Here is a 15,166-nt window from a genome sequence, read left to right on the forward strand (position 1 = left end):
ACGGCAGGGAGAAGGTGGAGGGAAGGGGGATCAACCGTCTGGATCCCAGAGATCAATGATCCCAGCAATCGTGAGGTCGGTCTGGGTGTCGGGAACGCCTGTGGCAAAGCGAGCGGCGGAGCCACTGGCGGTGAACACCCAGTTGCCTGGTGCGGCGCCCACCGGATCGACGGCCACCATCAACTTGCCTTTGGTGGAGCGCAGGATGCGGAGTTGCCAGTGGAGCAGGCCTCCCACCCGTTGGCTGCAGACGAGGGAGCCGGTGACTTGCATGATTTCCATCAGGCTGCTCCAGAACGTGGCTGCGGAACAGGTAGGCCAGCATCCGGGTCCCAGTGGTCGATGATCCCCACGATCGTGAGGTCGCTGGGATAAGACTTACTCCCAGCGGCTTCACGGGCTGCGGAACTGCCCACACAGATCACCCAGTCGCCGGGGATGCAGCCCACGGCGTCGACGGCCACCTTCTGTGAACTGCCATCCAGCACCACCTGGAGATGCTTGTGCTCGAATTCGGGGATTCGGTTGGTGGACACCAGAGGCTTGAGAACTTTGCAGATCAGCATCTCAATGACCTCCGGCTGGTTCCAGCTTGATCGAGGACCCGACCGTTTCGGCGGGAACGTGACGATCGCGGTCGCGCACGCTCAGCAACGTGTGCAGAAGACCGCTGCCCACCAGATCGGGATAGCGGTTGCGAATGGCGTCATCTGTCCGCTGGCAGTAGAGCACGGCCCGTTCACGGGCCCCAGGCACACTGCCGTGGTAGTCGAAACGAATCACCACCGGGATAGGCAGTCCGCGGGACACGTTCAGTCCCTTGAAGATCTTCACGCCTACATCGAGATCAGCAGCCCCTTCCTCGACGGTGTCCATGTGGGCGAAGTAAGTGAGATTGCGTAGATGAATCTCCTTGAAACCGATGCCGACACCGATGAAGCGCTCGGCATGGCCCGCATCTGCGTAGGCGGCATCGTGATATGTACGCACGAAATCGATCTGGGAGATGTTGTGCTCGATCAGGCGGGCGATCAGCCGCCCCATCCCCGGATCGACGGCACCGTCGGGAACCCCTTCGCCGTTGCCTGAGCGGGCGGCCAGCACCAGGGCATGCACCCGGTCCCGGGCGGCCTCGGCGGGGAGATCCTGGGTGGCGCTGTACACCTCAAGAGCATCGAGCCAGCGCTCCTGATCGGTGTGGCCGTTCACATCGGGCACATGGACACGGATGGCATCGGTGTCAGTGTCCAGCCCGATCAGGAGCAGGTCGACGGAGGCCCCGCAGCAGAAGCTGTTCTCCACCGCCTGCTGGAACTCCTGCAGGCGGAGCAGTCCCCCGGCTGCGGCGGCGGCATCGTTGGAGCCATGGGCAGCACACCCCTCATGGCTGGGATCCCTGGAGCTGAAGTGATACACCACCACCTTCAGGTAGCGGGTGGGCTCATGGGCGCCATTGGGCCGGGCTTCCCGGTAGCGCAGATGCTCGGTGCGCACCCAGCGGTCGACGGTGTTCTCCACATCGAACATCGCGCCGGCATGGGGACGGCGGCGGACGGATCCGAAGGGGAGACGCAGGGCATAGGCGATGGCATGGGCCAGGCGACCATCCGCACAGGGGCTCACATCCAGCAGATGAAAGCCACAGGAGAGCAGAAAGGCATTGAAGGACTCGGCGCTCTCGCTTCCCTCTTGACCCTGGAGCGGATCGTCGCGGAAAAAGCTGGCACTGACCTGCTCATAGGCCTCGTACAGGCACCACGCGAACAGGCTGCGCATGTCGAGTTGGCTGACCCAGGCCGACTCCAGAATCGTGGCGGGCAATGCATGGCCGAGCTCTGCGAGGGCATGGCGCTGGGCCTGCTCCACAAAGTCGTCGTCGTGTTGCAGGGCCGATAGCCGCTTGAGCACCGGCACGATCCGGTCAAACGACTGCTTCACCTGGCTGTCGTAGGCCTGGAGGCGTTCGTTGGCCGCTGCATCGCTGAGCGGATGAAGCTTCAGGACCGCAGTGAAGCGGTTCGCTCTCCCCAGCCCTGAGCCGGAAAGAGAGGAGCTGGGAGCGGGACGGCGGGCTGGGGCCGTGGGAGCCAGGGGCCTCTCGGCGGAGCCGTAGCGGCGGGGGCGGGGCAAGGTTCAGTGCTGCGACAGGAAGGAACGTGGAGAGAGACTCAACCTCGGGCACCGCCTGAAACGGTGATCAGCGAGCCCTTGTCGGTGTTGCCACTGGAGCCGGTGACGCGGCTGACCGGTTGCACCACTTCGTCATTGCGCTTGAGGGGGATGGTGGCCATTGCCGTCATCGGCCCGGTGCGGGTGGGGTTGCGGCGGCGGGCTGAGGCACCCTCGGTGCCGGTGACACGCTTACCCCGATCCCAGTCGTCACCGGTGATATTCAGACCGGCGGAAATACCTTCCCCTGTGACTCGGCTGGTGGGCCGCACGTCTTCATCAAGGCTGACTGGCGCACTGGGAAGAGGCGCTGGAGCCTGGGGGCGGGGTGGCAGCACGGAGGTCTGACGCCGCATTGGGGGGAGCGGCTGGGGCTCGGGGCCGCGCTGGTCAAAACGTGCCTGCTCGGTGCCGGTGACCTTGCCACCGGCTAGATCAAAAGGGCCGGTTATCCTTGCGCTGGTTTCGTAGCGGGTACCGGTGACGGCAGAGCCCCGCTCCCGCTGCTGATGGGCAGCCCTTGCTGGGGATTGCACGCTGAACTCCTGCCAGGGCTGGGGGTCCAGTGGTTGGGGGAAATCGGCTTCGTGACCCTGGGCGGCGCTGCAGGCTTCGTTGTACTGATCAACGCCGACGTACGGGGTGCCGGAGATGGTTTCACAGGCACCTTTGGAGGCCCCGGTCATCACCCCGCCGATACCAGGTTGCAGGCCGCTCATGCGCGGTCCGGGGGTGCCGGCGCGAGCTGGAGTCCGCTGGCGGATGCCGCGCACGGCCGAGGAATCGCACCAGGCGCTGGCTTGCTCGAGACCGGCGTAGGGCGTGCCGGTGACGGCCTTACAGGTACCGGGCTCATCTCCGGTGACCTTGGATGAGCGGCCGGTGCTGGTGCCCGAGACGATCAACTGCTTGTTGGTGAGGCTGAACCCGACCTTGGCAGCTTCGGGCTCAGGGCGAGCACCACAGAAATTCTGGTACTGCTGGCTGCCGATGTACTCATCGCCGGTGACACGGCGGCAGCTGCCAGGTTCGTCACCGGTGACCTTGTCACTGCGACCCACAAGAGTGCCGGTGATGCCGGTGCCCCTCAGGGTCTGGACGCTGGCCACCTTTGGCGGAGCCTGGCCAGGAGTGCTGATCGAATCAGAGCCCAAATACTGTGTGCCGGTGGGCTGGATACCGGCTCCGTGCTCATCACCGGTGACCCGCTCAGAGCGTCCCACCATCACACCAGAGACTGGCCGCCCGGCCACGGTCTGGCTGAGACCCACCTTGCGGGGACTGACGGAGGTGGTGCCGCAGTAGGCCGCCGCCTGATTCGCCGAGATGTACTCGGTGCCGGTGACGGATTTACAGGTTCCGGGTTCATCTCCGGTGACCTTTTCGGAGCGACCCACCTCATTGCCGGTGACCCGGTTGCCGTGGCTGGTGGCCGTGACGCGCACCTTGGCGGGTTGAAGGGGGGAGGGCTCGTTCTGACAGAAACTGCGGAAGATCTCAGCTCCCATGTATTCGGTCCCGGTGATGGGACGGCAGGTGCTGGCCTCGTTACCGGTCGTCTTCTCTGAACGGTTGGCCTGGGTGCCGGTGACCACCTGACCGCGGAGGGTTTCACTGGCGCTCACCTTCCAGCTTGCGTCCTGGGCACCTTCCAGCTTGTTGGGCCCGCGGCGGGGACCCGTGGGCCGGGTGACTCCTGTGCCGCGGCTGACAGCGCCCGCACCGTTCTTGCTCTTGAGATCGCGGATGCGGTGGGCCAGTTCCCGGCTGCTGATGTCGGGGTTCGACTGGCGCACAATGGCTGCGGTGCCGCTGGAGCTGTTGGTTGAGGCCGACTTGCCGCGCTTGGAGAGAGCTTCCCGGCGCGCCATCACAATGGCGCGGCTGGGATTGAACTGGGCGGAGCGCTTCGAGGTAGGCCGGGTGCCGTTGCTGCGGCGATCGCTGAGAGAACTGGAGGGAGTGGAGCTCAGGGACAGAGCGGGCCGGCTGGCCGCTGGCGGCTGCGGGCTCACGGGCTCTGGATTTGGGGTTGAAACGGCGCGCAGAGAGCTGCCATCACGACTGCGATCCTTGCTTGTGTCGGCCCGCTTGCCGCGTTTGCTCAGGGCCTCTCGCCTTGCCAGGACCAGATCCCGGCTCGGATTACTTATAGCTGCGCGATTGACCGGGCGGGATGGGCTGATGGACCCATGAGCGGCGGTGCTGAACAACGGCTTGGAGGGCGCACTGACCTCGCGGCTGACGGCCGGTACCACCGGGGTGATCGAGCGGGTGGGGCGGGCCTCAGCGGCGCTGCGGGTGCGGTTGGCACTGTTGGAATACCGCTTCTCCGCCGTTTTCCCGGCTGTGGAGAGCGCCATCCGGCGCGCAAGGGCCGCTTCGCGACTGGATTGAGATGCCATGTCCGCCCTGTGAAGAAACAACCTGGAAGGAGACAGCTGGAGAGAACTGGTGAAGGGAGGACCCAATGCCTGCCGTTCACAAGCCCCTCGCGAGCTGTCGGAAAAATGAATATTGAGGGCAGCAGGTTCCGGACATAGGCCGGGACCTGCTGCAGTGATCAGCGTGCTTCGAAGACCACGAAGCAGGACCCCTGACTCTGGGTGTAGGCGTCGTAGCCGACCAGACGGACGTGATGGTCGGGGTAGGCGCGGTGGCAGGCCTCGAGCTCACTGACGATCACGCCCAGATCCTTCTCACCGAAGAAGGGCAATTTCCAGTACGACCAATAGGTCGCCATCGAACGGCTGGGGTGAACGTGCTCGACAAGCGGGCTCCATCCCTGGGCAATGATGTAAGCGATCTGGTCGTAGATCTCGTCCTGGGACATCGGCGGGAGGAAGCCGAAGGTCTCCAGGGTGGCGACTGTTTGGTAGTCACCCACGGTGCTCTTGAAGGGCATGGGGATCCTTGTGGGGAATCAGGTGAATGCAGGCAAACCGGATGTGACCGCGGGGAGGGAGACACTCCTTCCCCGCAGGCCAACAGCCCCGATCAGTTGACGTCAAGTTTGTCGACGGTGTCGAACTCAAACTTGATTTCCTTCCAGGTCTCGAGCGCGATGGCGAGCTCGGGGCTGTGCTTCGCGGCTTCCATGAGGATGTCGCGGCTTTCCTTCTCGATCTCACGTCCGGCGTTACGGGCCTTGACGCAGGCTTCGAGGGCCACGCGGTTGGCAGCGGCGCCAGCGGCGGAACCCCAGGGGTGACCGTGAGTACCACCACCGAACTGCAACACGGAGTCGTCACCGAAAATCGCCACCAGCGCAGGCATGTGCCAAACGTGGATGCCGCCGGAGGCCACAGCGAAGACGCCGGGCATCGAACCCCAATCCTGGTCGAAGAAGTTGCCGCGGCTGCGGTCTTCGGGAACGAAGGATTCACGCAGTTGGTCGATGAAGCCGAGGGTGGTCTGACGATCACCTTCGAGCTTGCCCACCACCGTGCCTGTGTGCAGCTGGTCGCCACCGGAGAGGCGCAGGCACTTGGCCAGCACCCGGAAGTGGATGCCGTGCTTGGGGTGACGGTCGATCACCGCGTGCATCGCACGGTGAATGTGCAGCAGCATGCCGTTCTTGCGGCACCACTTCGACAGACCGGTGTTGGCCGTGAAGCCACCGGTGATGTAGTCGTGCATGATGATGGGCTGGCCCAGTTCTTTGGCGAACTCGGCACGCTCATACATCTCCTCGGGAGTGGCGGCGGTGCAGTTGAGGTAGTGCCCCTTCTTCTCGCCGGTTTCTTCCTGGGCCAGCTGTACGGCTTCGGCCACGAACTCGAAGCGGTTCTGCCAGCGCTGGAAGGGCTGGGAGTTGATGTTTTCGTCGTCCTTGGTGAAATCGAGACCACCGCGGAGGCATTCGTACACCACCCGGCCGTAGTTCTTGCCGGAGAGGCCGAGCTTCGGCTTGATCGTGCAACCCAGAAGCGGACGGCCGTACTTGTTCATCCGGTCGCGCTCGACGCAGATTCCGTTCGGCGGGCCGGGGCAGGTCTTGATGAAGGCCATCGGGAAGCGGATGTCTTCCAGACGGAGGTGGCGCAGGGCCTTGAAGCCGAACACGTTGCCCACCAGGGAGGTGAGCACGTTGGTGATCGAGCCTTCCTCGAACAGATCGAGGGGGTAGGCGATGAAGGCGTAGAACGACTCCTTGTCACCGGGAACGTCTTCGATTCGATAGCAACGGCCTTTGTAGAAGTCGAGGTCGGTGAGGAGCTCGGACCACACGGTGGACCAGGTGCCGGTCGAGGATTCGGCGGCCACGGCAGCGGCCACTTCTTCCTTGGGAACGCCTTCCTGACCAGTGACCTTGAAACAGGCCAGCAGGTCAGTGTCCAGGGGAATGTAGTCGGGAGTCCAGTACGTGTCCCTGTACTCCTTGACCCCAGCGTCGTACTTCTTGCTCATGGGGAAAATCTCCTTGTTGGTCGGGTGGGAAAGATGAGAGTGCTGCGCTCCATCAGGGGCGCGTCAGACCTCAGTCCTTGGAACCCAGACCGAAGTTGCTGTTAAGGGCCGGCTCGACTTCACGGTGGGGGCGGGCGATGATGTGGGCAGCCACCAGGCCGTCACCCACGCGCTCACAGGCATCGGCACCGGCACGCACAGCCGCATTAACGGCCCCGGTCTCGCCGCGGACCAGAACGGTCACGTAGCCGCCACCCACGAACTCACGGCCGATCAGACGCACTTCGGCGGCCTTGGTCATGGCGTCGGCCGCTTCGATTGCCGGCACGAGGCCGCGCGTCTCGATCATGCCGAGGGCGATGCCCATGGTTTCATTCGCCATTGCCTACTCCGGAAAAGGGGGGGAGGTTCGCTTAGGACCATGCTCCGCGGCATACCCCCCCGTCAAGCGATTCGGGTGCTTTGAACGATCACGGTGCCTGGGGCGGTTGATAAGCCCTGCTCATGCTCGGCTGCTGGCCATTAAGACGTGTAACGAGGCGCCGCCTGCGGCCTGTCAAGTATTGGATTTGTCTCTGATCCCGAAGACTTGTCAACAGCCGACGTTTTCCGCGGCCAGGGTGGCTAGTCCGTAATGGATCAAAGGTTCTCGCCCATGGCCCAGACGTCCACCCTCCCACCCGTGCTGCGCGAAAGCGGACAGCGGGAGGTGTTCTGCGGCCTCACCTCGATCGTCTGGCTGCACAGGCGCATGCCAGATGCTTTCTTTCTGGTGGTGGGCTCGCGCACCTGTGCCCACCTGATCCAGTCGGCCGCCGGGGTGATGATCTTTGCGGAACCCCGCTTCGGCACAGCGATCCTGGGAGAGCGCGACCTGGCCGGTCTGGCGGACGCCAATGAGGAACTCGACCGGCTGGTGGGCGATCTGCTGGCCAGGCGGCCCGAGATTCGCACCCTCTTCCTGGTGGGTTCCTGCCCCTCGGAGGTGATCAAGCTTGACCTGGCCAAGGCTGCCGAGCGCATCAACACCCGCATGCAGGGGCGGGTGCGGGTGGTGAATTATTCCGGCAGCGGCATCGAAACCACGTTCACCCAGGGGGAGGACGGTGCCCTGACCTCCCTGGTCCCGCTCCTGCCCAGCAATCCTGAGCCCCAGTTGCTGATCGTGGGCACCCTGGCCGACGGGGTGGAGGAGCGTTTCCTCTCCCTGTTTGCGCGCATGGGCCTCGAGACGGTTCGCACCCTGCCGCCCCGCCAGTCGACCGACCTGCCGCCGGTGGGCCCCGGCACCCGTCTGCTGCTGGCCCAGCCCTTTGTGGCCGACACGGTGCGCGCCCTGGAGCGCCGCGGTGCCCAGCGGATCTCTGCCCCCTACCCGCTCGGGGTTGAGGGGAGTTGCGCCTGGATGGCGGCGGCGGCGGCGGCCTTCGGGATCGATCCCGAACGGGTGGCTGCGGTGCTCGACCCCCTGGCCGAGCGAGGGCGGCGTGCCCTGGAGCCACTGCGACGCAAACTCGAAGGCAAACGCCTCTTCCTGCTGCCCGATTCCCAGCTGGAAATCCCCCTGGCCCGTTTTCTGCATCGGGAGTGCGGTATGGAGCTGGTGGAGGTGGGCACCCCCTACCTCGACCGCCAGCTGATGGCAGAGGAACTGCCCCTGCTGCCCGAGGGCACCCAGCTCAGTGAAGGCCAGGATGTGGAGAAACAGCTGGAACGTATTCGTGCCAGCCGTCCTGATCTGGTGGTCTGCGGCATGGGTCTGGCCAATCCACTAGAAGCGGAAGGCTTCGCAACCAAGTGGTCGATCGAGCTTGTCTTCAGCCCGATTCACGGTTGTGACCAGGCTGCTGACCTGGCTGAACTGTTCGCCCGTCCCCTCAATCGCCGGGAGTTGCTGCAATGGAACTGACCCTCTGGACCTATGAAGGCCCCCCCCATGTGGGAGCCATGCGCATCGCCGCTTCGATGGAGGGCGTTCACTACGTGCTGCATGCCCCCCAGGGCGACACCTACGCCGATCTGCTGTTCACAATGATCGAGCGGCGTGATCGCCGCCCCCCTGTCACCTACACCACCTTCCAGGCCAGGGATCTGGGCGGTGACACGGCCGAACTGGTGAAGCGCTCGATCCAGCAGGCGGTGGACCGGTTCAAGCCAGAGGCCCTGCTGGTGGGGGAAAGCTGCACGGCCGAGCTGATCCAGGACCAGCCGGGCTCCCTCGCCTGTGGCATGGATCTGGGGGTGCCTGTGGTGAGCCTGGAGTTGCCCGCGTACTCGAAGAAAGAGAATTGGGGAGCGGCTGAAACCCTTTACCAGCTCTGCCGCGGATTGCTCAAAAGCCAGGTGCCTGCTCCCGGGACAGCCAGGCCCGGGCCCGAGCGCTGGAAGGAGGAGAAACGCCGCCCTCGGGTCAATCTGCTGGGCCCGAGCCTGCTGGGCTTCCGCTGCCGCGACGATGTGCGCGAACTGCGCGGCCTTCTGGCTGATCACGGCATCGACGTGAATGTGGTGGCTCCCCTGGGAGCCAGGCCGGCCGACCTGATCCGCCTGCCCCAGGCCGACGCCAACCTCTGCCTCTACCCGGAGGTGGCCGGTCCGCTCTGCAGCTGGCTGGAGCGCAACTTCGGCACCCCGGTGGTGCGAACCGTTCCGATCGGGATCGGTGCCACGGCCCAGTTCCTGCGAGAGCTCTGCGCTCTGCTGGGCCTGGAGCCGCCGGAACTGCGGGAGGCTGACCAGCGCTCCAGGTTGCCCTGGTATTCAAAATCGGTGGATTCCACATATCTCACCGGCAAGCGGGTGTTCATTTTCGCCGACGCCACCCATGCGATCGCAGCGGCCCGGATTGCCTCGCGGGAACTGGGCTTCACGGTGGTAGGGCTGGGTACCTACAGCCGCGAACAGGCACGTGAGGTGCGGGCCGCCGCTAAGGAACTGGGCCTGGAGGCCCTGATTTCCGACGACTATCTGGAAGTGGAGCAGGCGATGGCTGAGGCAGCTCCTGAGCTGGTGCTCGGCACCCAGATGGAGCGTCACAGCGCCAAGCGTCTGGGGATTCCCTGCGCCGTGATCAGTGCCCCGCTGCATGTACAGGATGTGCCGGCCCGTTATGCCCCCCAGATGGGATGGGAGGGGGCCAATGTCATTTTTGATTCCTGGGTGCACCCCCTGATGATGGGCCTGGAGGAACATCTGATCGGCATGTTCCGCCACGATTTCGAATTTGTTGATGGCCATCTCAGCCATCTCGGGGGTGCTTCCGCCCCCGCTGCCCAGCCGGTGGCCGCCCCTGTCAACGAGGTTCCTGAAGTGACACCTCTTTCAGCCACTCCTGAGGGAGGAGCCCTGCGCTGGACGGCCTCCGGTGAAGCAGAACTCTCCCGCATTCCCTTCTTCGTGAGGGGCAAAGTGCGACGCAATACCGAGGCCTATGCCAACGAACGTGGCGTGGCGGAGATCACCGAGGAAACGCTCTATGAAGCCAAGGCCCATTTCAGCCGCTGAAAGCAGGGATCGGTGATCGCTGAAGCCAGTCCAATCTCCCCACGAATCAGGCAGCCTGGCCGTCGTCCGACGAGCTAGGTCTTTATACCCATGCCAACCGGCGTAATCCTGGGCTGGCCAAGTGGTTGTCCAGACCCAAGCCGCGGGGATTCTCGCGGCTTGGGTGAGCATTCCAAGATCCTGATCGTCTTGATGTTTCGGTTTGAGCCAGACCCGGCATCTGCCTACCCGGCTGCACTTTGATAAGGGCACTGCCGATGTCGACTCGGCCAAGGAAGTGTTATGACCACGACTCTGCCACCCAAGCAGACAACAGCTCCTGCCAAGGGTTCTGCCAAGAGCCATGAGGACGGCGAGGGCAGCCTCCAGGTCCATCAGGATGCCTCCATGCACATTGAGGCAGGCGCCTTGGTGATTGCTGTCTATGGCAAGGGGGGGATTGGCAAGTCCACCACCTCATCCAACCTTTCGGCGGCTTTCTCCAAGCTGGGCAAGCGGGTGCTTCAGATCGGTTGCGATCCCAAGCACGACAGCACCTTCACCCTGACCAAGAAGATGGTGCCCACGGTGATCGATATCCTCGAGACTGTTGATTTCCACACCGAGGAACTCCGACCCGAAGACTTCGTGTTTGAGGGCTTCAATGGCGTGATGTGCGTGGAATCCGGCGGTCCGCCGGCGGGCACTGGATGCGGCGGCTATGTCACCGGGCAGACAGTGAAGCTGCTCAAGGAGCACCATCTACTCGAAGACACCGATGTGGTGATCTTCGATGTGCTTGGGGATGTGGTCTGCGGTGGTTTTGCCGCGCCGCTGCAGCATGCCGACTACTGCCTGATCGTTACCGCCAATGATTTTGATTCAATCTTTGCGATGAATCGGATCATGCAGGCGATCAATGCCAAGGCCAAGAACTACAAGGTGCGGCTGGGTGGCGTCATCGCCAACCGTTCGGAAGACACCGATCAGATCGACAAGTTCAACGAGCGCACCGGCCTGCGCACCATGGCCCACTTCAAGACCGTGGATGCTATCCGCCGCTCCCGCCTGAAGAAGTGCACCATCTTCGAGATGGAGCCGAGTCCCGAGGTCGAAGCTGTTCAGCAGGAGTATCTCAGCCTGGCTCAGAAGATGCTCAGCGATGTGGAGCCCCTTGAGGCCGAATCCCTCAAGGATCGTGAGATCTTCGATCTGCTCGGGTTCGACTGATCCTCAGAAGACGCCTGATCCTGGGTCAGATTTCGGCGGCAGCTCGCTCCACCAGCCGTCGTGCAACGGCCTGCACGCCGGTGTGGGCGTAGGTGTCGGTGAAGGCATCCAGAAAGGCGGCCAGCTGATCCATCCGCCCCTGCCATGGGCCGAGCGTGGATTCAAGCGCCTGGACGGCCCTCTGGCCGGTGAGACCCAGCTGACTGACGAATCCGCCGGCCCATCCGAGCCACTGGTCGACACCGCGGCGCAGAAAATTCATGTGCTCCGAGTCGCTGCGGCCTGGAATCAGCGCGGCCATCCGTCCGTAGGCCGGCAACTTGCGCAGATCGCCGCTGCCGGCTGCACCAAGCAGCCCATCGAGACGGGAGAGGGCCTGATCCCCGAGCGGCAGCAGCCCGTCGAAGCAGACCAGGGCCGCCATCCGCACCCTGGCTTCGCCGGCGTAGTCCGCCAGGGCGGCGCCGAAGTCGGCGAAGCTGTCGCCAGGGAGTCCGTTCACCTGGGTGAAGGCCAGCAGCTCGGCCCCCACCTTCAGGCTCAGATCCACCGCCTGGAGGGTGTCACCAGGTGGGGTGACGCTGGCTATCCGCTTGAGCAGCGGCACTCCTGCTGTGACGTTGGCCAGCACCCGCAGCCCGCCGGTGGCATGCTGGGAGCGATTCACGGCGTCGTAGAGGCTCAGGGCCCGCTCGTAACCCTCATGACGGGCGCGGCTGAGCTGATCGGCGCGAGCCCGCACCTGGCGCACCAGTTCGGGATCATCGCTGCCGATCACCTCGCGGATCAGCGTGTCAGCGCTGGTGAGGTTGCTCCAGCCGCCGGGCACGAGGGTGCTGATGCCCTTGAGGGACAGCACGGTGAGATCACGGCGGGGAAGGCGCTCGAGGCGCTCGAGGACGGTGCGGCTCATGAGGCGGGCTGGGGAGCGGCGGACTTGAGTTCGAGCTGAGGCAGTTGTTCACCGCTGGCGGGGGGCAGGCGGCGGGGCTCAGCGGCCTTGGCGAGCCGCCCGCGGGACGCGGCGGCGGGCTGAAGTGCCGCCAGGGCCTGGAGATCAAAAGCGCCCAGCAACTCATGCCGGCGCTCAGGTTCTAGCCCTGATCCCTGCCCGATCACTTTGACCTGGAAGCGGTCGGCCACAAGAAGGGCGCTGGCCTGGGCCCCCTGATCCACCAGAGGCCACCCCTTCAGCCGGGTCTGGACGGCTGCGAACTTGGTGCGGGCCTCCGGTGCCGTGACTGTGTCGGAGATGGCCAGCAAGGCCGTCACCTGACCGTCGTGCTTGAGCTTGGCTTCACTGAACCCCCGCTTCTCCTGAGTGAAGACGACCGACTCTCCGGCCGCTGCACTGGGGAACAGCGCATTGAACTCCGTGCCGTTGACCACCTCACGGGTGGATATCTCGGCAACGGTGCCCCCTGGCAGCCAGGTGGAGAATGGCAGGAGCAGGATCGCCCCACCAATCAGTGTCACAGCAATGGTGATCCCGATCACCCAGCGCAGAAGGCGCGACATGCGATCTCCTTCAATCCTCTGAATCAGCCCATCACTAGCAAGGCTGGAGCGCAGGACTCAACCCAGCCCAACAAGCTTCATAGAGAGATCCCACGTCTTAGCAGCGGTTTCGGGATCGCTGGCCTTCTCCGACAGTTCCTGGATGAACTGTTGACCATTGGCCTTCTGGCGATTGCCCCAGCTCCAGTGCGCACCCGACACGGCGAAGGCCGGATCGGCCACCACCTGAGCCACCCGTTCACCGGCCAGTTCCTGACTCACATAACCGCCGGTGATGTTCTTCTGGAACCAGGGGAAGATGGTCTGGAAGGCCTTCGGGGTGTTGCGAAACAGGGGTGTATCGGCGACGCAGCCGGGGTAGAGCGAGCTGAAGATGATGCCGGTGGAGTCGTGCAGTCGGCGGTGCAGCTCCTGGGTGGTGATCATGTTGCAGAGCTTGCTGTCCTTGTAGGCCTTGCCAGGTTTGAAGACCTTGCCATTGGCCATGCTGATGGGCGCCTTGAAGCCCGCCTCGAAGCCCGAAAGGTCGCCCAGGTCGGCGGGGGCCGGGATCGGAATCTTGCCGCCCAGCTCCTTGGAGTTGGCCGTGACCGTTCCCAGAATCACCAGCCGCCGCGAAGGATGGCTTGACTTCTTCAGGTCGTCGAGCAGGGCGTGGATCAGCAGGAAATGCCCGAAATGGTTGGTGGCCATCGAGATCTCGTAGCCCTGGGGCGAACGCTCGGGTTGCTTCAGCCGTGGCTTATACACGGCGGCGTTGCATACCAGCGCGTCGAGGCTGCGACCGGTGGCGTGGAACGCAGCCACGAGCCGACGCACACTCTCGAGATCACCCAGATCCACCTGCAGGTGGGTGAGGGAGCTCTCGGGGATCTCCAGGGAATGGGCCGCCGCTCTGGCCTTGGCAAGATCCCGGCAGGCCATCACCACGTGCCAGCCACGCTGGGCCATGGCTTTGGCGGCGTATAGGCCCACCCCGGAGGAAGCTCCGGTGATCATCACAGTTCCGCTCTGGCCACCACTGCCCGTGCCAGGGCTGGAGGGGGTAGACGGGGTGGGTGAACTGGAAGCAGACGCCATCGGGGCGCGTCGGTTCGGGGTGCCTCAACCTACGGACAAGGCCAGCTGCCAGCGCCGAGTGCGAGGCGAAGTTCAACACAAGGTCACGTTCAACCCAGGAAGCCACGATGCCCCCTATCGTGATGCTGGATGCCGAACCTGAAGTTGCTTGCAGTCTGGTTGCCTCAAGCCATGGGGTATCAAGACATGCAGTTTGAACAGACGCGCAACTAGAAGCGGCGCAATTTGCTGCTGGGCTGCTTTTGGTCGCTCTAGCTCAGCCGAACATAACTGGACTTGATTGCCCATAATCCTCCGCGACCCTCAAGATCCGCTCCGGGCAGGGTTTACAGCAGCAGACCGAATTAGCGATCCGCTCGGTCATATCCACCATTTCAAAACGTCTATTGAAGCGAAAGCAGAAGCCGCCCAGGTAGCGCATGGCGTACTTGTCAAAGTTGAAGGCATGGAAGGTGCCGCTGAAGCTGTTTTTCAAGTTGCCAAGCAGGATGTTGATCCAGCGGAAATCAAGCAGGTCATTGGGATGACGCCCGCCGTTGACACCAGCCTCATGGCTGCACCCTGCCTTGACCACTGAGCGGAAGCAAGACAGGCCATCAGAGAGCACTGCGCAGCTGGCTGCCAGGTGCTTGCTGGCCCATGTCGCAATCGCCGCTGAGCCGAAGGTCTGCACTGGTGAAATCATGGCGTGGATGGGATGGCCGGCCTCATTCAGCGAGATGGCGGCGACGATCGGCACCTTGTTCTCCGATCCACGACCTGCCTTGCCGCCAGGGCGTTCTCCGCCGAGGTAGCCATCATCCATCTGGATCTTTCCCCGCAGCACATACCGCTACCGGGGCAATGGAGCTGGGGCGATGGCCACGGGAAGACCGACCTTTGGAGCGCCAGCTTGGTCGCCAGCAGCGGTGCCGAGCACCCGGGATGAAAAACCAGCCCGAGGGCTTGACATCCATTAGGAACCCAGGGGGCGGGACGTCTCTCCTGGAACCTCGATCCTGCTGAGCCCTTGACGACAGGCTGATCACCGCTTGGATCTCAGGCAGAGATTGCTTGAGATGAGCAGCGCTCCGGCCGGGATTTCAGAAGCCGACTGGCTCGCCACTCCATCCAGTGTCAGGGATGGCCGCGGCGGGATCAGTGGACTCCCCAGGGCTGCCTAAAAGTGTGATCAAGCCGTGCCTGGGGCCAGGCTGCCCTCTCCCAGCGCCAGCATCCGGCTGATGTCATGGGCCACCTCCTGCTGGCCGGCATGGATCGATCGAAAACCGCTCCG

General features: G+C 63.9%; 13 protein-coding genes and 1 pseudogene. 3 read left to right on the forward strand and 11 right to left on the reverse strand.

All coding sequences use genetic code 11. The annotated features are described in order from the left end of the window. Positions 1–30 precede the first annotated feature (30 nt). From KBY93_RS06245 to KBY93_RS06275, 7 genes are all read right to left on the reverse strand, one after another. Positions 31–282: a carboxysome peptide B gene (locus tag KBY93_RS06245; RefSeq protein WP_255093413.1), complete on the reverse strand. Its 252-nt coding sequence runs from the start codon at positions 280–282 to the stop codon at positions 31–33. Next, positions 282–566, reverse strand: coding sequence for a carboxysome peptide A (locus tag KBY93_RS06250; protein ID WP_094554447.1), 285 nt, complete (start codon positions 564–566; stop codon positions 282–284). Before KBY93_RS06250 ends, KBY93_RS06245 begins: the two co-directional genes overlap by 1 nt. A 1-nt stretch (position 567) precedes the next feature. Continuing rightward, positions 568–2,130, reverse strand: a complete 1,563-nt coding sequence (locus tag KBY93_RS06255) for a carboxysome shell carbonic anhydrase (protein ID WP_255093414.1) — start codon at positions 2,128–2,130, stop codon at positions 568–570. Between the two features lie 38 nt (positions 2,131–2,168). Beyond that, positions 2,169–4,574 (reverse strand): CsoS2 family carboxysome shell protein, encoded by a 2,406-nt coding sequence (locus KBY93_RS06260; protein WP_255093415.1) that lies wholly within the window; start codon positions 4,572–4,574, stop codon positions 2,169–2,171. A 158-nt stretch (positions 4,575–4,732) separates the two neighbouring features. Continuing rightward, entirely contained in the window at positions 4,733–5,074 is a 342-nt protein-coding gene (locus KBY93_RS06265) for a ribulose bisphosphate carboxylase small subunit (RefSeq protein WP_094513225.1), read from the reverse strand. Positions 5,075–5,166: 92 nt separating this feature from the next. Next, the gene (locus KBY93_RS06270) at positions 5,167–6,579 is read right to left on the reverse strand and encodes a form I ribulose bisphosphate carboxylase large subunit (RefSeq protein WP_255093416.1); all 1,413 of its coding nucleotides are present in this window, start codon (positions 6,577–6,579) and stop codon (positions 5,167–5,169) included. A gap of 70 nt (positions 6,580–6,649) precedes the next feature. Beyond that, positions 6,650–6,961, reverse strand: a complete 312-nt coding sequence (locus KBY93_RS06275) for a BMC domain-containing protein (RefSeq protein ID WP_035828781.1) — start codon at positions 6,959–6,961, stop codon at positions 6,650–6,652. Between the two features lie 273 nt (positions 6,962–7,234). Here KBY93_RS06275 and KBY93_RS06280 point away from each other — a divergent pair, with 273 nt between their 5' ends. From KBY93_RS06280 to bchL, 3 genes are all read left to right on the forward strand, one after another. Next, a complete protein-coding gene (locus KBY93_RS06280; RefSeq protein WP_255093417.1) occupies positions 7,235–8,488 on the forward strand; it encodes a ferredoxin:protochlorophyllide reductase (ATP-dependent) subunit N in 1,254 nt (417 codons plus the stop codon). Further along, positions 8,479–10,083 (forward strand): ferredoxin:protochlorophyllide reductase (ATP-dependent) subunit B, encoded by a 1,605-nt coding sequence (locus tag KBY93_RS06285; protein ID WP_255093418.1) that lies wholly within the window; start codon positions 8,479–8,481, stop codon positions 10,081–10,083. Before KBY93_RS06280 ends, KBY93_RS06285 begins: the two co-directional genes overlap by 10 nt. A 282-nt stretch (positions 10,084–10,365) precedes the next feature. Further along, positions 10,366–11,292: a ferredoxin:protochlorophyllide reductase (ATP-dependent) iron-sulfur ATP-binding protein gene (gene bchL / locus KBY93_RS06290; protein ID WP_255093419.1), complete on the forward strand. Its 927-nt coding sequence runs from the start codon at positions 10,366–10,368 to the stop codon at positions 11,290–11,292. Between the two features lie 25 nt (positions 11,293–11,317). Here bchL and KBY93_RS06295 read toward each other — a convergent pair whose 3' ends face one another. The 4 genes and pseudogenes from KBY93_RS06295 to KBY93_RS06310 form a co-directional block, all read right to left on the reverse strand. After that, entirely contained in the window at positions 11,318–12,205 is an 888-nt protein-coding gene (locus KBY93_RS06295; RefSeq protein ID WP_255093420.1) for a hypothetical protein, read from the reverse strand. Continuing rightward, positions 12,202–12,810, reverse strand: coding sequence for a hypothetical protein (locus KBY93_RS06300; protein ID WP_198949645.1), 609 nt, complete (start codon positions 12,808–12,810; stop codon positions 12,202–12,204). Before KBY93_RS06300 ends, KBY93_RS06295 begins: the two co-directional genes overlap by 4 nt. 57 nt (positions 12,811–12,867) lie before the next feature. Continuing rightward, on the reverse strand, positions 12,868–13,809 hold the full coding sequence (locus tag KBY93_RS06305) for a protochlorophyllide reductase (protein ID WP_255093425.1): 942 nt from the start codon (positions 13,807–13,809) through the stop codon (positions 12,868–12,870). Positions 13,810–14,146: 337 nt separating this feature from the next. Beyond that, positions 14,147–14,719, reverse strand: a pseudogene (locus KBY93_RS06310) (IS1595 family transposase); the annotation flags it as partial. Between the last annotated feature and the right edge of the window lie 447 nt (positions 14,720–15,166).

Origin of the sequence: Synechococcus sp. J7-Johnson (assembly GCF_024345795.1) — a bacterium.
Lineage (GTDB): Bacteria > Cyanobacteriota > Cyanobacteriia > PCC-6307 > Cyanobiaceae > Regnicoccus_A.